Raw genomic sequence first — 22,288 nt, forward strand, 5'->3', positions numbered from 1 at the left:
GCACGCTTACTTGGCGCTGTTGAACTTGGCCATCGCGTCGTCGAGGCGTTGCAGCGCTGCACCGTAAGCGGCGAAGTCACCGCGGTGCTGGGTATCGCGCACTGCGTTGAGCGCCGATTCGACCTCGCGCAGCGCCGCGGCTTTGGCCGGAGACAACGCGACCTCGGCAGCCGGGGGCGTCGGCACCGCCGCAACAGGCGGGGTCGCCGATGGCGGCGTCCCCTGCGTGGCAGCGCCGCCGTCGGTGGGTGCGATATCCGTGGCCGCTGCACTGGCACCCGGCCCGAACAGCCCGGTCAGCGCATCGGAGACTGTCGGCCCATAGCCGATCTTGTCGTTGTACATCATCGCCACCCGGATGAGCCGTGGGTACGACGACGAGGCATCGCTGGAACCGGGTGAGGCATAGACCGGTTCGACGTAGAGCAGTCCGCCCTGCGCCACCGGCAGGGTCAGCAGGTTGCCCCACCGGATGCGGTTCTGATTGTCGCGCCCGATCACACCGAGGTCTTGGCTGACCGTGGTATCGGTGGTGATCGCGTTATTGGCCAGCTTGGGCCCGTTGACCTGGCCAGGAATGGTCAGCACGGTGATCTTGCCGTAGGTGTCTGGATCCGAGCTGGCGCTGATGTAGGCGGCCAAATAGTCGCGCTTGAACCGGTTCATCGCACTGGTCAGCTGGAACGACGCCGAATTGTCGCCCTTGGCAAGGTTTTTCGCGACGATGTAGTACGGCGGCTGGAAGCTGCTGGCGGTCGGGTTGGGGTCCAGCGGCACATCCCAGAAGTCGGATGTGGAGAAGAACGTCACCGGGTCGTTGACGTGGTACTTGGCCAACAGCATGCGCTGCACCTTGAACAGGTCCTCGGGGTAGCGCAGGTGATCGGCGAGCTCGGGTGAGATCTCGGCCTTCGGTTTGACCGTGCCGGGGAACACCCTCATCCATGCCTGCAGTACCGGATCTTGCTCGTCCTGGGCGTACAGGCTCACCGTGCCGTCGTAGGCGTCGACCGTTGCCTTGACCGAGTTACGGATGTAGGACACCCGCCGGTCCGGCAGCAGCCGGTTGAACTCCACCTCTTTGGAATCCGCGGTGGCCGACGACAGCGACGTCAGCTCCGAGTAGGGGTAGTTGTCCAGCGTGGTGTAGCCGTCGATGATCCACACCAGGCGCTTGTTCACGATCGCCGGATACACCGTGGAGTCGGTGGTCAGCCAGGGCGCCACCGCCTGCACCCGGCTGGCCGGGTCGCGGTTGAACAGGATCTTGCTGTCCGCGCCGATCACGTTGGAGAACAAGAAGTTGCGCTCAGCGAACTTCGCGGCGAACACGCTGCGGGCCAACCAGTTTCCGACGCCTACCCCGCCGGCACCGGTGTAGGTGTAGTTCTTGGTCTCGGTGTTGGTTTCGTAGTCGTACTCACGGTCGGCGCCGTTGCGGCCGACGATCGCGTAGTCGGCGGCGGTGTCGGCGATCACCGGCCCGTAGTAGACGCGCGGCTGGTCGAGGCGGGCCGGTCCGTCGGAGACGACGCCACCGTTGGCTCCGACGACGTTGACCAAGAACTCCGGGTATCCGCCGTTCTGGTTGGGGTCGTTGGCGATACCGCGCACGGTGTTGGCCGGCGAGGCGATGAGCCCATTGCCGTGGGTGAACACGGTGTGCCGGTTGATCCAGTCGCGCTGATTGTCGATCAGTCGATCCGGGTTGAGCTCGCGGGCGGCGACCACATAGTCACGCAGCTGGCCCTCGTCGTCGCGATAGCGATCGATGGTGAGCTGGTCGGGGAAGAAATAGAAGTTCTTGCCCTGCTGAAACTGGGTGAACGCGGGGCTGACGATGGTGGGGTCCAGCAGCCGGATGTTGGAGGTGGTGGCCGCATCGGCGCCCACCTGCGCGGCCGTGGCGCGTGCGTCACCGCGGTAGTCGCGGTAGGTGACCACATCCTCGGTCAGACCGTAGGCCTGCCGGGTCGCCGTGATCGAGCGGGAGATGTACTCGCTCTCCTTCTGCGCCGCGTTCGGCTTGACGCTGAACTGTTCGACGATCAGTGGCCAGCCCGCGCCGACCACGACCGATGACAGCAGCAATAGCACCAGCCCGATCGCTGGAATCTGCAAGTCGCGCAGCACGATCGCCGAGAACACTGCGACCGCGCAGATCAGCGCGATCGCCAGCAGGATCATCTTGGCCGGCAGCACCGCATTGATGTCGGTGTAACCGGCTCCGGTGAACGGCTTGCCGGTGCGGGTGTGGCTGAGCAACTCGTAGCGGTCCAGCCAGTAGGCGCCGGCCTTGAGCAGCACCAGGGTGCCGATCAGACTGACCACCTGGATGCGGGCCGGACGACTCAGCGCGCCGGCCCGGCCGGACAACCGGATGCCACCGAAGACGTAGTGCGTCGTGATGTTCGCGATGGTGGCCAGCAGCAACGTGGCCAGCAACAGCCCGACCACCAGCCGGTAGAACGGCAGGTCGAAGGCATAGAAACCGAGGTCCTTGCCGAACTGCGGATCGGTGATCCCGAAGTCACCGCCGCGCAGGAACAGCTGGATGCGGACCCAGTAGCTCTGCGCGACGATGCCGGCCAGCACACCGATGCCGACCGGAATTCCGAACCCGAACAGCCGCAGCCGCGACAGCACCGTGGTGCGATAACGGGCCACCGGGTCGTTGACACCGTTACTGGGGACGAAGACCGGCCGGACCCGGAAGGCGGTGGCCATCGCGGCGAACACCATCCCGCCGACCAGCAGTGTCACCACCACGAACGTGATCAGGCGGGTCAGCAACGTCGTGACGAACACCGAGCGGTAGCCCAGCTCGCCGAACCACAACCAGTCGACATAGCCGTCGATCAGCCGCGGCCCCAACAGCAGCAGCGCGATCACGACGAAGGCGCTGCCGACCATGATCCGGCTGCGCGCGGTCAATTTCGGCATCCTCGCAGTGGGCCGCATCCCCACGTGCCACGCTCCCTAGCTCAGTTGTCCCTGACGGCCCCACTGTAGCCAACGAACACTCAGCAAGACGGCGGCTGACCTCCGTCGGTGATGGTTCGCAGCGCACCCACCGCCTGGGCGAGGCTGTCGACTTTGACCAGTTGCAGACCCTTGTCGTCGTTTCTGGCCTCGTAGCAGTTGTCGGCCGGGACCAGAAACACCGTCGCGCCGGCCTCGCGGGCCGCCATCATCTTGTGCGTGATCCCGCCGATCGCGTCGACCTGGCCGTTGGCCTTGATGACCCCGGTACCGGCCACGAAGTTCGGTCCGGCCAGGGTGCCGGTGGTGAGCTTGTCGACGACGGCCAGCGAGAACATCAGCCCCGCCGACGGGCCGCCGATGTTGGCCAGGTTGAAGTCGATGGTGAACGGCGCCCACGGGGCATCGAGGACGGACACCCCCAGGAATCCGTTGGGGCGGTCCTTGTTCTCTCCGAGCGTAATCCGCGCCGTACCGGGTGCGGCGTTCTTGCGCCGGTAGTCGATGGCAACCGTCTCGCCGGCCTTGGTGTCGGCCAGTCGCGCGGTGAACTGCTGCACGGTGTACACCGGTTCGCCGTTGACGGCGTCCACAGCGTCGCCGCGCTGCAGCGCGCCGGCTGACGGCCCCGGGTCCTGGACGTCGGCGAGGGTGACCGCCGACGGGTAGCGCAGGTAGCCCAGCGCGGCGTACTCGGCACTCTGCTCGGACGCGCGGAAGTCGGCGTCGTTGCTCTCGTCGACTTCCTGGCGGGACTTGCCGGGCGGATAGACCAGGTCACGCGGCATGAGCTGCTCGCGTCCGGACAACCACAGCGCCAGCGCCTCCCCCAGCGTCAGACCGTCGCGCTGGGAGACCGTGGTCATGTTGAGGTGGCCGGTCGTCGGGTGCGTGGTGGTCCCCTCGATATCGACCACCTGCTTGCCGTCGATCATGCCGAGGGTGTCGAACGTGGGACCCGGCCCCAACGACACGAAGGGCACCGTCACCGCCGTCAGCAGCACGCCGAACGCGACCACCGGCAGCACAGCCGCCAACAGCGTCAGAATCCGCCTGTTCACCCCGGGTATGGTAAACGGCCATTGCCCAGGCGGTAACGGCCCGACCACTGGCGGCCGTGTGTCGTACCGCCGGACGTTGCCGGTGGGTACGGTTGTGTCTATGGCTGATCTGCCCTTCGGTTTTTCTTCCGGGGACGACCCCGACCGCGAGCGAGGCTCCGGGCCCTCCGACCCGTTCGGGATGGGTGCTGGTTTCAACATGGCCGATCTGGGCCAGGTTTTTACCCAGCTCGGGCAGATGTTCAGCGGTGCCGGCCGGGTGAGCGCTGACGGCCGACCGGCCGGGCCGGTGAACTACGACCTGGCCCGACAGGTCGCGATCAAGTCGATCGGTTCGGTCGCGCCCGTCACCTCCTCGACCGCGACCGCCATCGGCGATGCGGTGCACCTGGCTGACACCTGGCTTGATGGGGCGACTTCGTTGCCGGCCGGCACCACCAGTGGGGTCGCCTGGACGCCGGTGGACTGGGTCGAGCACACCATGACCACCTGGCAGCGCCTGTGTGACCCGATGGCCGAACAGGTTTCGTCGGTGTGGGCGTCAGCGCTTCCGGAAGAGGCCAAGAGTATGGCCGGCCCGTTGTTGTCGGTGATGTCGCAGATGGGTGGGTTGGCGTTCGGTTCTCAATTGGGCCAGGCGCTGGGACGGTTGTCCGGAGAGGTGCTGACCTCGACCGACATCGGCCTGCCGCTGGGGCCCAGCGGAGTGGCCGCGCTGCTGCCCGGCGCGATCGAGGAATTGGCCGGCGGATTGGATCAGCCGCGCAGTGAGATCGTCACCTTCCTGGCCGCCCGTGAGGCCGCCCACCACCGGCTGTTCACCCATGTGCCGTGGCTGTCCAACCAGTTGCTCAGCGCGGTGGAGGCGTACGCCCGGGGCATGAAGATCGACATCCGGGGTATCGAGGAACTGGCCCAGGGGTTCGATCCGGCGGCGCTGACCGATCCCTCGGCCATGAATGAACTGCTCAACCAGGGCGTGTTCGAGCCCAAGTCGACCCCCGAGCAACTCATCGCACTGGAACGGCTGGAGACCCTGCTGGCTCTGATCGAGGGCTGGGTACAGACCGTGGTCAATGCGGCGCTGGGCGACCGGATCCCGGGCACCGCCGCGCTCTCGGAGACGCTGCGCCGGCGGCGCGCCACCGGTGGCCCGGCCGAGCAGACGTTCGCCACGCTGGTCGGTCTGGAACTGCGCCCGCGCAAGTTACGCGAGGCCGCGGTGCTCTGGGAGCGGTTGACCACGGCGGTCGGGTCTGACGCCCGCGACAAGGTGTGGCAACATCCCGATCTGCTGCCCGAGTCCGCCGACCTTGACGAGCCGGCGGCGTTCATCGACCGGATCATCGGCGGCTCCAGCGACCTCGACTCGGCCATCGACCAGGCGATCGCGGAGTTTCAGCGCGAGGCCGGTAAGCCCGACGACACCGACAGCTGACGCACCCTGGCGGCGGCGGGTGGCGAGGTCGCCTGCCGCCACGCCAACGGATTGAGGTGGCGGTAGGGGTCCTTCGCGCGAACGTCGAGCAGGTCGGCCAGGATCCGCTCGAGCGACTGCTGCGCCCTGTCCCGCACCGTGGCAACCCATTTCTCGTTGGCGATGCGGGCGGGTTTGGTGGTCTCGATGGGTGCGCCGAAGCGCAGGTACATCCGCTGCGGTCGCGGGATGAGGGTTGGGCCGATGCCGTGCTGCAGGGGCCAGGCCATCTCCGGCGGACCTGAAAGGCGTCGCGACAGCGCCACACTGAAGCGCTCCCAGCTGCCACCGCGCGGGCTCAGGCTCCGGTAGACGTCGTCGCCCCCCACCAGGCCGACCGGCACGATCGGATAGTCGTGTTCTATTGCGAGGCGGGCGAATCCGGTGCGGCCCTGCCAGCGCAGGGAGTACTCCTCCCCCTTGAACTTGGGAATCTCGCGACCGCCGCCGGGGAATACCAGAATGGGTTCGTTGCGGCGCATCAGTTCGCGGACCGGCTCCGGGGCGCCCACCAGAGCCCCCGCAGCGGCGAGCAGATCTCGGGCCGGGCCCCGCATGCGCCCGAACTGCCGATCGGTCAATGGTCGTACGCGTTGGCCGATCGCCCGCCGGACGTGGAACGGAATCAGCAGCGCTTCCACACTGGTCTGAGTGTGGTTGCCCACCAAGAGAAATCGGCCGTCACGGGGAAGGTTGTCGAGCCCTTCGACGTAGGGGCGGTACGCCTCGACAACGGGCGTGACCGCGTCGGCGACGGCCTCCACAGCGCGCCGCATGGCCTCGACTCGCGGCGGCTGGTTCAGGATCGCGGGGGTGTCTTGGAGGACGTGCATGCCCTCACATTACAGAACGAACTAGTTCGTATGGTTATGATCTTGATGTGCGAAGGAGCACTTCCCAGCTGCGCGGCCAGATCCTCGACGCTGCCCGCGCCGAGTTCGCTCGCCATGGTCTTGCCGGATCGCGCATCGATCGCATTGCCCGCGCGGCGCAGGCCAGCAAAGAACGCCTCTACGCCCACTTCGGCGACAAGGAGGCACTGTTTCGGGAAGTGGTGGCCACCGACGTGGCGGCCTTCTACCGGTCGGTCACCCTTCGCCCCGACGCGGTGCCCGAATTCGCGGGCGATGTCTACGATTTGGGCAGAAACAGCCCCCAACACCTGCGCATGATCACCTGGGCCCGCCTGGAGGGGCTGATCCTCGACGAACCCCACGCCGACGGACAGCCGATCTTCGAGCACGCGGTCACCGCCATCGAAACCGCCCAGGCCGGTGGACACGTGGACAGCTCCTGGGAACCCCTCGACCTGCTCGCCCTGCTGTTCGGCATCGGTCTGGCCTGGGCCCACTCCCCCGAGCCGTACGAGACCCTCACCGACCCCGCCGTCATCGCACGCCAACGCCGCGCCGCCGTGGAGGCCGCGCGGCGCATCGCTTCGCGCCCCTGTGGATGACGGGAGGATCGCCGCCGGCCGGCATGGCAGGGTCACCCGCGTGAACAGGGTTGGTTCCGAGACCTCCACCTACACCCTCGATCCGGCGCTGCCGGTGTTACTGCGCCCCGACGGTGCTGTCCAGGTCGGCTGGGATCCGCGGCGTGCCGTACTCGTGCGGCCACCCCGCGGGATGAGCACCGCTGCACTGGCCGCCGTCTTACGGACGATGCAGATCCCTACCACGGTCGCGGCGCTGCGCCATGAGGCCGCCCAACACGGCCCGGTGGACGCCGCCGAGCTGGACGACCTGCTGGTCGAGCTGGTGGCGGCACGTGTCGCCGTCCGCGGCGCCGGGCCGCGCCGTCAGTGCCGCACCGTCTCGCTGCGGGTGCACGGACGCGGTCCCCTGTCGGACCTGTTGGTCGAATCGCTGCGCTGCTCGAGCGCCGTGGTCCGGCACAGCAGTCATCCGCACGCCGCAGTCAGTGCCGCCGGGACCGATCTGGTGGTGCTGGCCGACTTCCTGGTTCCCGATCCACGGCTGGTACGTGAGCTGCACGCCGCGCGGGTGCCGCACCTACCGGTGCGGGTGCGCGATGGCACCGGAATGGTCGGCCCGCTGGTCCTGCCGGGAGTCACCAGCTGTCTGCGCTGCGCTGACCTGCACCGGCGAGACCGGGACTCGGCATGGCCTGCGGTGGCCGCGCAGCTTCGCCACACCGTCACCCACGCCGACCGGGCAACCGTACTGGCGACCGCGGCGCTGGCACTGAGCCAAGTCGAACGGGTGATCGCAGCGGTGCGCGGAGCCGCAACCGGCCCGGACCTGGCTGCTCCGCCGACCCTCGACTCCACCCTGGAGCTGGATTTGGCCACCGGATCGATGCTGACCCGGCGCTGGGTCCGCCACCCGTTATGTGATTGCTGACGTCACGATCGCCACTGAGAATTGTCACCGCGGTGACCGGCACCACAACAACGTCATGGATGATGGACGCGTGTCAGAAATCAAACGCGGAAGCGCAGCGCGCAATGCGAAGCTGGCCAGCCTGCCGGTCGGCATCGCCGGCCGGGCAGCACTCGGGTTCGGGAAGCGGCTGACCGGCAAGTCCAAGGACGAGGTCACCGCCGAGCTCATGGAGAAGGCGGCCGACCAGTTGTTCACCGTGCTCGGTGAACTCAAAGGCGGCGCCATGAAGGTGGGCCAAGCCCTGTCGGTGATGGAAGCGGCCATCCCCGAGCAGTTCGGCGAGCCCTACCGGGAGGCGCTGACCAAGCTGCAGAAGGACGCCCCGCCGCTGCCTGCCGACAAGGTGCACCGGGTGCTTGACGCACAACTGGGCACCAAATGGCGGGAGCGCTTCACCGAGTTCGACGACACCCCCATCGCCTCGGCCAGCATCGGGCAGGTGCATAAGGCGGTGTGGGCCGACGGCCGTCCCGTCGCGGTCAAGATCCAATACCCTGGCGCCGATGAAGCGCTGCGCGCCGATCTCAAGACCATCCGGCGGTTGACCGGCATCTTCAAGCAGCTGGCACCCGGTGTCGACGTGAAGGGCGTCGTCGACGAGCTCATCGAGCGCACCGAGATGGAGCTCGACTACCGGCTCGAGGCCGACAACCAGCGCATCTTCGCCAAGGCCTACGCCGGGCACCCGCACTTCCTGATTCCGAACGTGGTGGCAAGCGCCCCCAAGACGGTCATCCAGGAGTGGATCGACGGCGTCGGAATGGCCGAGATCATCCGCAACGGCACCGTCGAACAGCGTGACCTGATGGGCACCCGTCTGGCCGAATTCACCTGGGACGCGGCGCGCCGGCTGGAACTGATCCATGGCGACGCCCACCCGGGCAACTTCATGCTGATGCCGGACGGCCGGATGGGCGTGATCGACTTCGGTGCAGTGGCGCCGATGCCCGGCGGGTTCCCGCCGGAACTGGGTGCCTCCGTGCGCTACGCCCGGGACAAGGACTACGACAAGGTCATCGAGACCATGCGCCGGGGCGGCTTCATCCAGAAGGGCCAGACCGTCTCGGTGCGCGAGATCGACGAGATGCTGCGCCAGCATGTCGAGCCGGTGCAAGTCGAGGTTTTCCACTACACCCGCAAGTGGCTGATGCGGATGGCCGGCAAGCAGCTGGAACGCCCGGTCGAGCAGCTCAAGACCGCCCGCCAGCTAGACCTGCCGCCCAAGCTCGCGATGCCGATGCGAGTCCTCGGGTCCACCACGGCGATCATGTGTCAGCTCGACGCCCACGTCCCGATCAAGCGTCTCTCCGAGGAATTGGTGCCGGGCTTCGCCGATCCCGAAGACGTCGCGGTCGGCCCGTCGGCCTGATGCTGCGGCCGCTCACGCGGCCACCGGCTCCCTACGCGGACGGCCCCGCGGCCGCTTACGGCCGATGACGTTGCCCCGGTCGAGGATCTCGCCGCCCCACACACCCCACGGCTCGGCGCGCTGCAACGCCGCCGCCAGGCACTGCTGGCGGATCGGGCACTGAGCACACCGTGCCTTGGCCCGCTCCAGATCGGCCGGGTCGTCGGCGAACCACAGGTCGGGATCGCTGTGACACGGCAACTTCAGGGTTCTCGACATGGTGTGTACCTGCTTTCCGGTCGGTTCGTGAGGGTCGGATCCGGGCCGGTCGGCGGGCTGCCGAGCAAAAAATAATGGCCACGGATCCTGGTTGGGTCCGTGGCCATCGGGGGCGGGGGCTGCTGTTAGGGCGAACCCCGATGCACGGACGCGTCTACGGCGGCGGCGGCATGGCGCACCGCCGCCTCGGCAGCGGCGGCATGGCGCGCGCCGGCTACCCACAGGACGCTGATCGTGGTCATGGGGTCCGAGGCTAGCCGCTCGACCCACCGACCCACAACCGAATTACGACCGGCAGTGGCCGGACCCCGGTTTCAACCCCGGTTGCGGACCAGCTCCAGCACATCGGAGCCGAACTGTTCCAACTTGCGCGCTCCGATGCCCGGGATGGCCACCAGGGCGGCCTCGTCGCCGGGCAGCATCTCGGCGATCGCGGTCAGGGTGTTGTCGGAAAAGACGATGTAGGCGGGCACTTTCAGTTCGGTGGCAGTGCGCAGACGCCAGTCTTTGAGCGCCACCAGCAACTCGGTGTCGACATCGGCGGCGCAGGTCTCGCAGCGGCTGAGCATGATGGCCGCCGGGGTGGCCAGTGCCTTGTTGCAGATGCGGCAATGCTTCGGGGCGCCGCGGGCCCGGCGCTTGGTGGGGGTGGTGGCGGCGTCGGCCTGCGGGGCGATACCGCTGAGGAACCGCGACGGCTTGCGGCCGGCCCGCCCGCCCGGCGCGCGGGCCAGCGCCCAGCTCAGCGTGAGGTGGATCCGGGCCCGGGTGACGCCGACATAGAGCAGCCGGCGCTCCTCTTCGACGGCCTCGCTGTCCGCGCCGTGCGCCAGGGCGTGCGAGATGGGCAGGGTGCCATCGGCAAGGCCCACCAGAAACACCGCGTCCCACTCCAGGCCTTTGGCGGCGTGCAGGGATGCCAGCGTCACACCCTGCACGGTCGGCGGATGCCGGGAGTCGGCGCGCATCCGCAGTTCGGTCAGCAGCGCGGGCAGGTCGAGATCGGGGCGTTGGGCCCCCTCGTCGTCGGCCAGTTCCGCCAGCGCGCCGAGCGCCTCCCAGCGCTCCCGGGCCTTGGCCCCGCTCGGCGGTTCGGCGGTCAGACCGAGCGGTTCCAGAACGGCCCGCACGGTTAGCGACAGCGGCCCGTCGACGCCGCGTTCGGAGGCCCGCTGCAAGGCGACCAGCGCCTGACGGATCTCCTGGCGGGTGAAGAACCCCTCACCGCCGCGCACCTGATAGGCGATGCCGGCCTCGGTGAGCGCCTCCTCGTAGACCTCCGACTGTGCGTTGATCCGGTACAGCACGGCGATCTCGGCCGGTGAGGTGCCGTCGTGGATCAGCCGGGCGATGGACTTGGCGACTGCCGCGGCCTCGGCGACCTCGTCGGGATGCTCGCGGAAGATCGGCGTCGGGCCGGACTCGCGCTGGCCGATCAGCTTCAGCTTGCTGCCGGCCACCCGCCCACGTGCGGCGGCGATCACCCGGTTGGCCAACGACACCACCTCGGGCGTGGACCGGTAGTCCCGCTCCAGGCGCACCAGGGCGGCGTCGGGGAACCGGCGGGTGAAGTCCAGCAGATAGCGCGGCGAGGCGCCGGTGAACGAGTAGATGGTCTGGTTGGCGTCGCCGACCACGGTCAAATCGTCGCGCTGGCCCAGCCAGGCCGTCAGCACCCGCTGCTGCAGCGGGGTGACGTCCTGGTATTCGTCGACCACGAAGCAGCGGTAGCGGTCCCGGAACTCGGCGGCCACCGCCGCGTCGTTCTCGATCGCGGCGGCGGTGTGCAACAGCAGATCGTCGAAGTCGAGCATCGCCACTTCGCCGCGGGCCTTCAGCGCCTCGTAGCCGGCGTAGACATCGGCGAGCTTGGCGGCCTCGATCGGGGTGTCGCGCCCGGCAGCTGCCGCCGCCTCCGGGTACTGCTCCGGCCCGATCAGGGACGCCTTGGCCCACTCGATCTCCCCGGACACGTCGCGCACGTCATCGTTGCTCAGCCGCAGCCCGGCATGGCCGGCGGCCCGCGCGACCACCCCGAACTTGCGGTCCAGCAGTTCCCAGGCGGTGTCGCCGACCACCCGCGGCCAGAAGTAGCGCAGCTGCCGGCGCGCGGCGGCGTGGAACGTCAGCGCCTGCACCGCGCCTACTCCGGCGGCAGCACCCGCGCCGGCCGCTGAACCCAATGCGCGTAGCCGCGAGCGCATCTCCCCGGCCGCACGCTGGGTGAACGTCACCGCCAGCACCTGCCCGGGCGCAACATGACCGGCCGCCACCAGCTGGGCGATCCGGTGGGTGATGGTGCGGGTCTTGCCGGTCCCTGCGCCGGCGAGCACGCACACCGGGCCGCGCGGCGCCAGTACCGCAGCACGCTGCTCCTCGTCCAGCCCGGCGATGAGCGCATCCATGGCGTCCATCTTGGCAGGCACCCCCGACGGGCCCAGACGCCGATTCGGGAATCATCGGGCGACCTACTAGGTTTGGGGAGTTATGAACCAGCTCGTCATGTACACGACCCAGTGGTGCGGCTACTGTCGGCAGCTCAAAGCGTCGTTGAAGAAGCTCGAGATCGACTACGAAGAGATCGACATCGAGCTGGACCCCACCGCTGCTGAGTTCGTCAGCTCAGCCAACGGCGGCAACCGCACGGTGCCGACGCTGCGTTTCGCCGACGGCTCGACGCTGACGAACCCCACCGGGCGTGAGGTCAAGGCGAAGCTGGAGCGGCTCGGCGGGTAGCGCCGTCAGCTCGATTCGGCCCAGGACTCGATGATCGTCCGGGCGATCGAGATCGAGCCGGGCAGCAGCAGTTTGGCATCCGGGTCGCCGCGGTTCCACGCCCCGGCGGACAGCGCAGCCCGCACTTCCTCGCGGGTGAACCAGTTCGCCTCGGTGATCTCACCGTCGCTGAACACGAATGTCTGCCCCGGGTCGGCGACGGCGTGGAAGCCGACCATCAGCGAGCGCGGGAACGGCCACGGCTGACTGCCGAGATAGGTCACGTCACGCACGGCCAGCCCCACCTCTTCGTGGACCTCGCGGATCACACAGGTCTCGAACGACTCGCCGGCTTCGACGAACCCGGCCAGCAGCGAGAACATCCGGACCGGCCAGTTGTGCTGACGGGCCAGCACCACCCGGTCGCCGCCGTCGTGCACCAGGCAGATCACTGCCGGGTCGATGCGCGGGAACTCCTCCACACCGGTGGCCGGGTTGGCGCGCGCCCAGCCGCCGCGCACCGGCTTGGTCGGTGTACCGTCGACGGCCGAAAACCTGGCGTTGTCATGCCAATTCAGCAGCGCGATGGCCGACGACACCAACTGGGCGCTGACGTCGTCGAAGACGTCGCCGGTGGCACGGATGTCCACCACCGAGACGTCGGCGCTGCTCGGGGCCTGCAGCGCGCCGCGGACCGCCCAGACGTGCCGACCGTCCTCGACACGGCCCAGGAACACCGCATCCGGGGGCGGTGTTTCGCCCAGTTCGCCGGCCTCGTGCAGCACCACCTTGCCGCCGGCGACCAATACCTGGTTACGGGGATCGACGCGCAGCAGCGCTGCCGATGACCAGCCGGCGACGGCCGCGTCCGTGTCAGTGCGCAACTGATCGGCTCGATCCGCCCCGACCCGCGACAGCAGGGGCACCTGGCGCAGCTGGAAGTTGCCCATCATTCCTCCCCGTGCCGACGCGCCGCGATCGTCATTAGTTGGTCACCGTACGCACGTAAAGCAGCCGGTCGCCGGCCTCGATCACATCGACCTCCGGTGCATCCAGTCGCAGCAGCCGGCCCTCGCGCACCAGGGCCAGGACTATCTCATTGAGATGCTTGGCCGATCCGCCGACTTCCTGTTGCTCCACCTCACGCTCAGCAATGGCATAGCCGGCGTCGGGGGTGAGCAAGTCCTCGATGATCTCGACCACCCGGGGCGTGGTGGTGGCGATGCCGAGCAACCGTCCGGCGGTCTCCGAGGACACCACGACGGAGTTGGCACCGGACTGTTCCAGCAGATGCTGGTTCTCGGCTTCCCGGATGGACGCCACGATGGTGGCCTGCGGCGCGATCTCGCGGGCGGTCAAGGTGACCAGTGCGGCGGTGGCGTCGGAGCCGGTGGCCACCACGATCGCGGACGCGCGCTGAGCGCTGGCCAGCCGCAGCACATCCGAGCGGGTCGCATCACCGTCGACGGTCACCAGCCCGGCGGTCTTCGCCCGTTCGAGCACGGCTCGGTCGTTGTCCACCACGACGATGTCGCTCGGGGTGGTCTCGTCGTCGCCGAGCATCGCCGCGATCGCGGTCTTGCCCTTGGTTCCGTACCCGATGACGATGGTGTGGTCTTTCACTCTCTTCCTCCAACGCTGAATGCGAAACGCCTGCTGGGACGTCTCGGTGAACGCCTCGACGGTCGTTCCGACCAGCAAGATCAGGAAGGCGATCCGCAGCGGGGTGATGACCAGCACGTTGATCATGCGGGCGAACTCGGTGACCGGCGTGATGTCGCCGTATCCGGTGGTCGACAGCGTCACCGCCGAGTAGTAAAGGCAGTCCAGGAAGCTCAACCGGTCGCCTTGCACGTCCTGGTAGCCGTCACGGTCGACGTAGACGAACAGCGTGGACACCAGCAGTGCCGCCAGTGCGATCAGGCTTCGGCGGTAGACGGTGCGGCCGGGGCTGGACTGTCCGTGTGGCATGCGCAGCACGCCGACGAGCGCATAACTGGGTTGGGCGGTCAGCGTCTCGTCAAGACGCCGCAACCGCCGCCAGCTAGCTCCTGCCACGACGGGCGGTCATCGGTCAGCCTGACGCACGGACCCACTGTAACCACACCCGTCGTCAGGTGTTGAGCAGCGCGGCCAGGTCAGCCAGTTCGGGCAGCTCCTCGGCGACGACGGTGGTGCCGGACCGCACGTAGTGGAAGGCGGCGTGCACCTGTGCGGGCGGGCAGCCGGTCAATGCTGCCCAGGCCAGCCGGTAAACGCCGAGCTGGACGACGGCGTGCCGGCGCGCCTCGGGTCCGTCGGGCGGCGCCCCGGTCTTCCAGTCCACCACGGTGACGCTGCCGTCGCGCTCGGCGAACACCGCGTCGATCCGGCCGCGCACCACCCGGCTGCCGATGGCCATCTCGAACGGCACCTCGACGGCGGTGGGAGTACGGGCGGCCCATGGCGATTCCAGGAACGCGGCCTGCAGACGGGCCAGCTCCTGCGCATCGGCGCGGGCGGTGTCAGCGTCGGCCGCGCCGGGCAGATCTTCAAGCTCGAAGAGTCGCTCGGCCCCATAGAGCCGCTGAACCCAGTCGTGAAATGCAGTGCCCAACAATGCATGCGGGTCTGGCCTGGCCGGTAGCCGGCGGCTCAGACGCTGCCCCGCGCCGGCGGGGTCGCGGCTCAACTCGACCAGGCCGCTCACCGAGAGCTGGTTGGGCAGGGCGCGGGTCTGCTGCGTTGCGGCCGTGGCGCGCTCGGCCAGCAAGGCGTCCACGTCGGCGGCCCACGCGCTGTCCGAGGGCTGGCCGGTCTGGGGTTCGCCGGCCTGCAGTTCCGCGACGACCAGTGCCGCGCCGCGTTCGACATCACCGCGCCGGCCGCCCAGCGGGTCAGCCGGCCATACTCCTTCGGTTGCGGTGTCGGACAACGGGTTTTTCTCTCCGCCGGCCGGCGCCGGCACCCAGTGCTCGACCACCCCGCAGGGCGTCCCCTCGTCGGCTGCGCTGTCGATCACCGCCTTGATCTCGGCGAGGAAATCCGACGGCCCGCGCGGCTTGGCCTCGCCGTGCCCCCAGTGGTGGCCAGAGATCAGCAGGGTGTCCTCGGCGCGGGTGACGGCGACGTAGAGCAACCTGCGCTCTTCGTCGACGCGCCGCTGGTCCAAGCGGCGCTGATGTTCAGAGATGGTGTCGGACAGCTGCTTTCGGTTGGTGACCGCATCGGTATCGAGCAGCGGGACGCCGTGATCGCCCAAGTCGGCGCGGTCGCCGCGCAGCAGCGGCGGCAGCTCGCCGACGTCGGAGAGCCAGGTGCGTCGCGACGCGGTCGACGGGAAAACCCGCGCCACCAGGTGCGGTATCGCGACCACCTGCCACTCCAGTCCCTTGGCGGCATGCACGGTGAGGATCTGGACGCGGTCGGCAGCGACCGCCAGTGCCGCGGGGGCCAACCCGTTCTCCACCGCGGCGGCGGCATCGAGGTAGCCCAGCAGACCCGGCAGCGCGGCCCGGGCCCCTGCCCCCTCGGCATAACCGGCCACCACGTCGGCGAAGGCGTCCAGTTGTTCGTTGCCGGCCGCCGTTGCCACCACCGGCTGCGCGGCGAGCATCTCGCAGTCCAAGCCCAGCACCCGGCGTACCTCGGAAACCAGGTCGGGCAGCGGATGCCACAGATGGCCGCGCAGCAGGGTCAGTTCCTCGGCGACGGCGAGGATGCGGCGGTATCCGACGGCCGAATAGCGCTCCGCCGGTCCGGGATCGGCCAGCGCGTCGGCCAGACACGGCGTCTCGGAATCCGGCCCGGCCGTGGCAGCGATCTCGGCGGCCGATACCGGCGCACTGGGTTGATCGGGCCGGGCCAGCTCGGCGGCGCGTCGCCACAGCGCGGCCAGGTCGGCGGCGCCGAGCCGCCACCGCGGGCCAGTCAGCACGCGCATCGCCGCCGCGCCGGCGGTCGGCTCTTGGAGCAGCCGCAACACCGCCACCAGGTCGGCCACCTCCGGCACCGACAGCAGCCCGGCCAGACCCACCACTTCCACCGGGAGGCCGCGGGCACGGATCGCCTCGGCCAGGGGCGCGGCGTCGGCGTTGCGCCGCACCAGCACCGCGGTGGTGGGCGGGGCCACCCCGTCGGCCTCGGCTTGCCGGTAGCGCCGCTGCAATTCCTCGGCGACCCACTCGTCTTCGGTGACCACGTCGGGTAGCAGCGCGACCCGCACGTCGCCGGGGGGCGCGGCCGGGCGTGGCCGGAGCGGTTGCACCGCGACCGAGCGCTGGCGTGCCTCCGCGGAGATCTCGTTGGCCAGGTGTAACACCTCTGGCGGGTTGCGCCAGCTGGTCCGCAGCTCCAGGGTGGGCGCCGGGCTGCCGTCGGAGAGCGGGAAGTCGGTGGCGAATCGGGGCAGGTTGGTCGCCGAGGCACCGCGCCAGCCGTAGATCGACTGGATCGGGTCCCCGACCGCGGTCAGCGCCAGGCCGTCGTCGGCACCGCCGCCGAACAGCGACGACAAGGCGATGCGCTGGGCGTGCCCGGTGTCTTGGTACTCGTCGAGCAGCACCACCCGGTAGGTGGCGCGCAACCGGGCGCCGACCGCCTCGTTTGACTGCGCCAGTCGAGCGGCCGTCGCCATCTGCGCGCCGAAATCCATTGCCCGTTCCGTGCGCATGCGCTGGTGTAGGGCCTCGATCAGCGGGACCAGTTCGGCACGTTCGGTCTGGGTGTCGAGCATCTTCAGCAGCAACTGGTTGGGTTCGGCACGCTGGCGCGGGCCCGGCGGCAGGGTGTGCACCAACCGCTCCAACTCCAGATGGGTGTGGCGCAGGGCGTCGGTGTCCACCAGGTGCTCGGCCAGCTGCCCCGCCAGCCGCACCACCATCGCGGTGACCGCTGCGGGATCCCGGTCGGTGTGCAGCTCCCCGGGGTAACCGCTGACCACGTCGAATGCCAGCTGCCACAGCCCGGTCTCGGTGAGCAGGCGGGTGTCGGGCTCGATGCCCAGCAGCAGCCCGTGCTCGCGCAGCAGTGCGCCGGCGAACGCGTGGTAGGTGCTCACCACAGGCGTCGTCGCCGGGGCACCGTCGATCCCATTCGAGCCGGATCTGTTCGGTTCAGCTGTCATCAGTCCGGCACCGGCCAATCGCGCCAGCCGGGACCGAACCCGGCGCAGCAGTTGACCGGCCGCCTTGCGGGTGAAGGTCAGTCCCAAGACCTGGCCGGGCTCGGCGTAGCCGTTGGCAACCAGCCACACCACCCGGGCGGCCATCGTCTCGGTCTTGCCGGCGCCCGCGCCGGCGATCACCACCAGCGGTCCCGGCGGCGCGGCGATGACCGCGGCCTGCTCGTCGGTGGGCTGGTGCAACCCGAGCGCGTCCGCCAGCTCGGCGGGGTCGTAGTGGTATCTCATGCGCCACACCCATCGTTGTGGGCCGGGCAGATCGGCCGGACCGGACAGTGCCGGCAGCCGTCATTGACTCGGGCGGTGAACTGCGGGCCGGCGGTGGCCACGGCCGCCTGCGCGACCCGCTCCCGCCAGTGCCCACCGGCGTCAGGGGTGAGGGGGTCCTGTTCGCGCTCGGTGGCCCCGGCGGTTCCGGGTTTGGCGGGATAGACCAGCCGGCCCCCGCCGGGCTGCTCGTCGGGCCCAACGAGCCCGGCTTCCACCGCCAGCTGGTAGACCGCCAACTGGGCGTGCTGTTGTGCGTCGTCCTTGCTGGCCGGCGTCTTCGCGGTCTTGACGTCGACGACTACCAGCCGGCCGGCCGCGTCGCGTTCGACTCGGTCGATCCGACCGCGCAGCCGAACCCCGTCCTCGCCAGCGTCGATCACGCCGTCGAAACCGACCTCGATGCCGACTTCGGTGAGTTCGCCCCGGGTTTGGGCGCGCCATGCCAGAAACGTCTCGAGGATGGCGCGATGGCGGTCGAGTTCGTTGGCCGAGTACCACTGCGACGTGAACGGCAACTGCTCCCATGCCCGGTCCAACTCGGCCTGCAGTTCTTGCGGGTTGCCCGCCGATTCGGCGACCAGTGCGTGCATCACCGATCCGATCGTCGAGCGCAGGTCGCGACCGTCGGTTCCGCCGTGGCGTTCGGCCAGCCAGCGCAGCGGACAGTCCAGCAGGCTTTGCAGAGCCGACGGCGACAGAGTGACCGGTCCGTCGCCGGGTTGTCGAAGTGGCTTCTCGGTGCTCAACGGCACCACGCCATGCCAGCTCCGCGGATCGGCACCCGGCACCCCGGCTCGGGCAAGTCGCGCCAATTGCGTTGCCGCGTCGGCGCGTTCGGAATCGCCTACCGCGTTCTCCGGTGCACAGACCACAGCGCGCAGTCGACCCACCAGCCCGGCCGCGGACAGCACCGGCGGAGCCACCACCGGTGGAGACGGCGCCGTTGCCCCCTCGCCGGTGGCGCAGGCTGCGAGTTCGACGAAGAACTCCGACGGGATCTGTTCTTCGGCGCTGCCGTCCCCCTCGCCATCGACGGCGGTGATCACCAGCCGGCGTCGTGCCCGGCCCAGCGCCGCCACCAGCAGCCGCCGCTCTTCGGCAAGCAGCGGGGCCCGAGCCGAGACCTCTTCCCCGAAGCCATGCAGGGTGTCCAGGAGCCGCTGGGTTCCCAGCACGCCGCCGCGCGGAACGGTGTTGGGCCACAACCCCTCCTGGACTCCGGCGACCACCACCAGATCCCACTCGCGCCCGAGCGCGGCGTGTGCGCTCAGCACACCGACCGCCTCCGTGCCCGTCACCGACTCGGTGCGGGGCGCCGCCAGCTGCATCGCGGTGACGTATTCGACCAGACCGGTCAGGGTGGCACCGGCAGTGCGCGCCACATACTGCTCGGCGAGATCGAACAGCGCGGTCACCGCGTCCAGGTCCCGGCCGGCTTGAGCGCCGGCGGTACCACCGCGCTCGGCGGCTGACAGCCAGCGTTGTTGCAGACCGGACCGGTTCCAGGCCTGCCACAGCGTGTGGTGCGGATCGCGGCCGTCGGCGTGACTGCGAGCAGCGGCCTGCAGCACCCCGCGGACCCGGCGCAGTGCGCGGGCGTGCGCGGCCGGCAGCGCACCGGGAACACCGGTGAGCACTGCGGCGAGCCTCGTTGAACCGCCGGGTTCAAGCGGCGATTCCAACTTCGCCTCTCCTGCGTCGAGCCTCGTTGAACCGCCCGGTTCAAGCGGCGATTCCAACTTCGCCTCTCCTGCGTCGAGCCTCGTTGAACCGCCGGGTTCAAGCGGGATCTCCGGGCTGGCCGTACCGCGGCGCAGTGTGCGTTGCAGTTGCCGCAGCGAGATCGGGTCCACTCGCCCGATCGGCCCACTGAGCAAGGCCAGCGCCCGGGGCCCGTCCACGGCGTCTGCGGTGCACTCCAGCACCGTGAGCAGGGCGGCCACCGCGGGCTGTTCGGCCAGCAACCCCCCGCTGGCCGGCAAAGTGACCGGGATGCCGGCAGCGGCCAGGGCGCGGGGCAGCCGCGCGGCCGCTCGCGGCACCGAACGGACGATCACCGCCATCTGCGACCACGGCACCCCGTCGATCAGGTGGGCGCGCCGCAAAGTGTCCACGATCAGGGCCGCTTCAGCGTGGCTGCTGGCTGCGGTACGCACGCTCACCGCGCCGGCGTCGGGTCCGGTGCCCTCGATGCGACGCGTGGCGCTGGTCCCGGGCAGCCGCCCGGTGACGGCGCTGATGGCGTTGGCCACCGCCGGGGCGCAACGGTGCGACGTCGTCAGCGTCACCACCGGCACCGCGGCTCCGCCGGGTTGGGCGTCGTCGGTCAGCAGGACGGTGGGTTCGGCTCCGCGGAAGCCGAACACCGCCTGATCAGGGTCGCCCGCGATCACCGTGCGGTGCACGCCGGCGGCGAGAACCCGCACCAACCGGGCCGCCTGCGGGTCGAGTTGCTGGGCGTCGTCGACCAGCAGCAGCCGGATTCGGCTGCGTTCGTCGTTGAGCAGGTCCGGGTCAGTCGCGAACGCCTCCAGCGCGGCCCCGACCAACTCGGCCGCGCCCAACGCCGGCGTGGTCGCCTGGGGTGCCGCGGTACCGACCGCGGCGCGCAGCAGCATCACCTGCTCGTACTGCCGGGCGAAGCGGCCGGCGGCGGCCCACTCCGGGCGGCGGCACCGCTTGCCGAGCCGGACCAGCTCGGCCGGGTCGACGCCGCGTTCGGCGCAGCGCGCCATCAGGTCCCGCAGTTCGGTGGCGAAACCGTCGGTGGCCAGCGCCGCATGCAACGACGGCGGCCAGGCTGCGGCTCCGTCACCGGCGAGCAGTTCGCGGATGACGCTGTCCTGCTCAGCCCCGGTGACCAGCCGCGGCGGCGCGGCCTCGGCCCGCCGCGCGGCGCGCTGCAGCACCGCGAAGGCGTAGCCGTGCACGGTGCGCACGACAGATTCCCGGATCGCCTGGCCGGCGTCGGGTCCGGCGGCAGCCAGCAACGTCGCAGTCAGGGCTCCGCGGTCCGCAGCGGGAAGCCGGCCCGAACCCGTGAGCAGCAGCACCGAGTTCGCGTCCACGCCGGCGGCGACGTGGGCGACCGCCGTAGCGAGCAGCAGACTGGTCTTGCCGGTCCCGGGTCCGCCGAGCACCCGCACGACGCCGCGCGCCGCCGGGTCCAGCACGGCGCCCGCTTCGGGTGTCCAGCGCTCATTCACCCCGCCATCACATCACCGGGGTCTGACAACTCCGGCCAGATGCGGGCTGTGTCGGCGCGGCGCGACCGGCCAACGCCATAGCAGCACCGGCAGCGACGACTCCAGCGATCACCCCCCTAGTACTCACCCTGTTCAAACTCGTCCTCTAGCAGCGACATTGCGGCTCCGCCGCCAACGGCGACACAGGTGAGCGACCCGGGGCTCTCCCTGCACTAGGGGACATTCAGCACAGGGTTACCCAGGCCGACCCGCCGACCGAATGCCCCGGCTGGCAGCATCAGCGACGTGAGCGATCTCCTGCATGTGCACCGCTACGGACCGTCCGGGCCGGTCCAGATGCTGGCGGTCCACGGGCTGACCGGTCACGGGGCCCGCTGGCGCTACGTGGCCGACCAGCTGCCCGACATCGCCGTCGCCGCACCAGACCTGATCGGCCACGGCCACTCGTCGTGGGCGGCCCCGTGGAGCATCGACGCCAACGTCGCAGCGCTGGCGGCGCTGCTGGAGGACACCGCGGACGGCCCGGTTCCGGTGGTCGCGCATTCCTTCGGCGGTGCGATTGCGCTGCATCTGGCCGCAGCACGCCCCGACCTCGTCGACGCGCTGATCCTGCTCGACCCGGCGATCGGCCTGGACGGCGAGTGGATGGCCACGATCGCCGCCGCGATGCTGGCCTCCCCCGACTACCCCGATCCCGCGGAGGCGCGCGCCGAGAAAGAGAACGGTGCCTGGTCCGACGTGGATCCCGACCTGCTCGACAACGAACTCGAGGAGCATCTGGTCGCGCTGCCCACGGGCCGCTTCGGTTGGCGTATCAGCGTGCCCGCGGTGATGTCGTACTGGAGCGAGTTGGCCCGCGCGGTCGTGCTGCCGCAGTCCACGCCGACCACCGTCGTGCGGGCCACCCGCACCTCGCCGCCGTATGTGACAGCGACGCTCACCGACGGTTTGCGGGATCGGCTGGGCGCGAACTTCCAGCTGGTCGACTTCGACTGCAATCACATGGTCGACCAGGCCCGTCCCGCCGAGGCTGCCGCGGTGATCCGGGCGCAGCTGGCCCGGCGCTAAGGGCGCAGTCCGTGGCGGCCGTCACCGACGAACAGGTCGAGGTGGTGCGTGCGCTGATCATCAGTGTGCCCGCCGGCCGGGTCACCACATATGGCGATGTCGCTTCCGCGGCAGGGCTTTCCAGTCCCCGCATCGTGGGCTGGATTCTGCGGATCGACGGGGCGGATCTGCCCTGGCACCGGGTGCTCCCAGCGTCGGGACGGCCGGCGGATCACTTGCGCACCGAGCAACTGGAACGTCTTCGCGCCGAAGGAGTCCTGGCCGTCGGCGGGAAGGTGGATCTGCGCACGCTGCGACACCGGTTCTGACGGAT

At 69.6% G+C, this 22,288-nt stretch carries 16 protein-coding genes; 7 read left to right on the forward strand and 9 right to left on the reverse strand.

Translation table 11 applies throughout. The features are described 5' to 3' along the window. Positions 1-6: 6 nt before the first annotated feature. Together EJK91_RS04185 and EJK91_RS04190 are read right to left on the reverse strand one after the other, a co-directional pair. Positions 7-2,967, reverse strand: a complete 2,961-nt coding sequence (locus EJK91_RS04185; RefSeq protein WP_024443687.1) for a UPF0182 family protein — start codon at positions 2,965-2,967, stop codon at positions 7-9. 56 nt (positions 2,968-3,023) lie between these two features. Next, positions 3,024-4,043: a YlbL family protein gene (locus EJK91_RS04190; protein WP_024443686.1), complete on the reverse strand. Its 1,020-nt coding sequence runs from the start codon at positions 4,041-4,043 to the stop codon at positions 3,024-3,026. A gap of 82 nt (positions 4,044-4,125) precedes the next feature. Between EJK91_RS04190 and EJK91_RS04195 the strand changes: the two genes are divergently transcribed. Beyond that, the gene (locus EJK91_RS04195; protein ID WP_444850794.1) at positions 4,126-5,481 is read left to right on the forward strand and encodes a zinc-dependent metalloprotease; all 1,356 of its coding nucleotides are present in this window, start codon (positions 4,126-4,128) and stop codon (positions 5,479-5,481) included. Here EJK91_RS04195 and EJK91_RS04200 read toward each other — a convergent pair. After that, complete coding sequence (locus EJK91_RS04200) at positions 5,442-6,353, reverse strand: lysophospholipid acyltransferase family protein (protein ID WP_125078332.1); 912 nt, start codon at positions 6,351-6,353, stop codon at positions 5,442-5,444. The two genes, EJK91_RS04195 and EJK91_RS04200, sit on opposite strands and share 40 nt — an antisense overlap. A 47-nt stretch (positions 6,354-6,400) precedes the next feature. Here EJK91_RS04200 and EJK91_RS04205 point away from each other — a divergent pair, with 47 nt between their 5' ends. From EJK91_RS04205 to EJK91_RS04215, 3 genes are read left to right on the forward strand one after another with little or no spacing between them, the layout of a single operon-like run. Beyond that, complete coding sequence (locus EJK91_RS04205) at positions 6,401-6,976, forward strand: TetR family transcriptional regulator (RefSeq protein ID WP_125078333.1); 576 nt, start codon at positions 6,401-6,403, stop codon at positions 6,974-6,976. 40 nt (positions 6,977-7,016) lie between these two features. Next, positions 7,017-7,886: a TOMM precursor leader peptide-binding protein gene (locus tag EJK91_RS04210; protein ID WP_036458589.1), complete on the forward strand. Its 870-nt coding sequence runs from the start codon at positions 7,017-7,019 to the stop codon at positions 7,884-7,886. A 55-nt stretch (positions 7,887-7,941) separates the two neighbouring features. Beyond that, positions 7,942-9,297: a macrolide-binding ATPase MABP-1 gene (locus EJK91_RS04215; RefSeq protein WP_024443681.1), complete on the forward strand. Its 1,356-nt coding sequence runs from the start codon at positions 7,942-7,944 to the stop codon at positions 9,295-9,297. Between the two features lie 12 nt (positions 9,298-9,309). On the opposite strand, the gene EJK91_RS04220 is transcribed toward EJK91_RS04215, so the two are convergent. Continuing rightward, positions 9,310-9,555, reverse strand: a complete 246-nt coding sequence (locus tag EJK91_RS04220; protein ID WP_024443680.1) for a WhiB family transcriptional regulator — start codon at positions 9,553-9,555, stop codon at positions 9,310-9,312. Positions 9,556-9,869: 314 nt separating this feature from the next. Further along, positions 9,870-11,969 (reverse strand): ATP-dependent DNA helicase UvrD2, encoded by a 2,100-nt coding sequence (locus tag EJK91_RS04225; RefSeq protein ID WP_125078334.1) that lies wholly within the window; start codon positions 11,967-11,969, stop codon positions 9,870-9,872. 73 nt (positions 11,970-12,042) lie between these two features. Between EJK91_RS04225 and EJK91_RS04230 the strand changes: the two genes are divergently transcribed. Next, positions 12,043-12,291 carry a mycoredoxin gene (locus tag EJK91_RS04230; protein ID WP_024443678.1) on the forward strand — a complete coding sequence of 83 codons (249 nt, stop codon included), beginning with the start codon at positions 12,043-12,045 and terminating at the stop codon, positions 12,289-12,291. Positions 12,292-12,296: 5 nt separating this feature from the next. Here the strand turns inward: EJK91_RS04230 and nudC are convergent, their stop codons facing one another. From nudC to EJK91_RS04250, 4 genes are read right to left on the reverse strand one after another with little or no spacing between them, the layout of a single operon-like run. Next, complete coding sequence (nudC, locus tag EJK91_RS04235) at positions 12,297-13,223, reverse strand: NAD(+) diphosphatase (protein WP_125078335.1); 927 nt, start codon at positions 13,221-13,223, stop codon at positions 12,297-12,299. A gap of 31 nt (positions 13,224-13,254) precedes the next feature. After that, positions 13,255-14,328, reverse strand: coding sequence for a potassium channel family protein (locus EJK91_RS04240; RefSeq protein WP_125078336.1), 1,074 nt, complete (start codon positions 14,326-14,328; stop codon positions 13,255-13,257). Positions 14,329-14,383: 55 nt separating this feature from the next. Beyond that, positions 14,384-17,659, reverse strand: a complete 3,276-nt coding sequence (locus EJK91_RS04245) for an ATP-dependent helicase (RefSeq protein WP_125078337.1) — start codon at positions 17,657-17,659, stop codon at positions 14,384-14,386. After that, entirely contained in the window at positions 17,656-20,907 is a 3,252-nt protein-coding gene (locus EJK91_RS04250; protein WP_125078338.1) for an ATP-dependent helicase, read from the reverse strand. The genes EJK91_RS04245 and EJK91_RS04250 overlap by 4 nt, the downstream gene beginning before the upstream one ends. Positions 20,908-21,192: 285 nt before the next feature. Here EJK91_RS04250 and EJK91_RS04255 point away from each other — a divergent pair, with 285 nt between their 5' ends. Together EJK91_RS04255 and EJK91_RS04260 are read left to right on the forward strand one after the other, a co-directional pair. Further along, on the forward strand, positions 21,193-21,975 hold the full coding sequence (locus EJK91_RS04255; protein ID WP_024443673.1) for an alpha/beta fold hydrolase: 783 nt from the start codon (positions 21,193-21,195) through the stop codon (positions 21,973-21,975). A gap of 11 nt (positions 21,976-21,986) precedes the next feature. Continuing rightward, on the forward strand, positions 21,987-22,283 hold the full coding sequence (locus tag EJK91_RS04260) for an MGMT family protein (protein WP_024443672.1): 297 nt from the start codon (positions 21,987-21,989) through the stop codon (positions 22,281-22,283). Positions 22,284-22,288 lie beyond the last annotated feature (5 nt).

Origin of the sequence: Mycobacterium sp. P7213, assembly GCF_900604305.1 — a bacterium.
Classification (GTDB): domain Bacteria; phylum Actinomycetota; class Actinomycetes; order Mycobacteriales; family Mycobacteriaceae; genus Mycobacterium.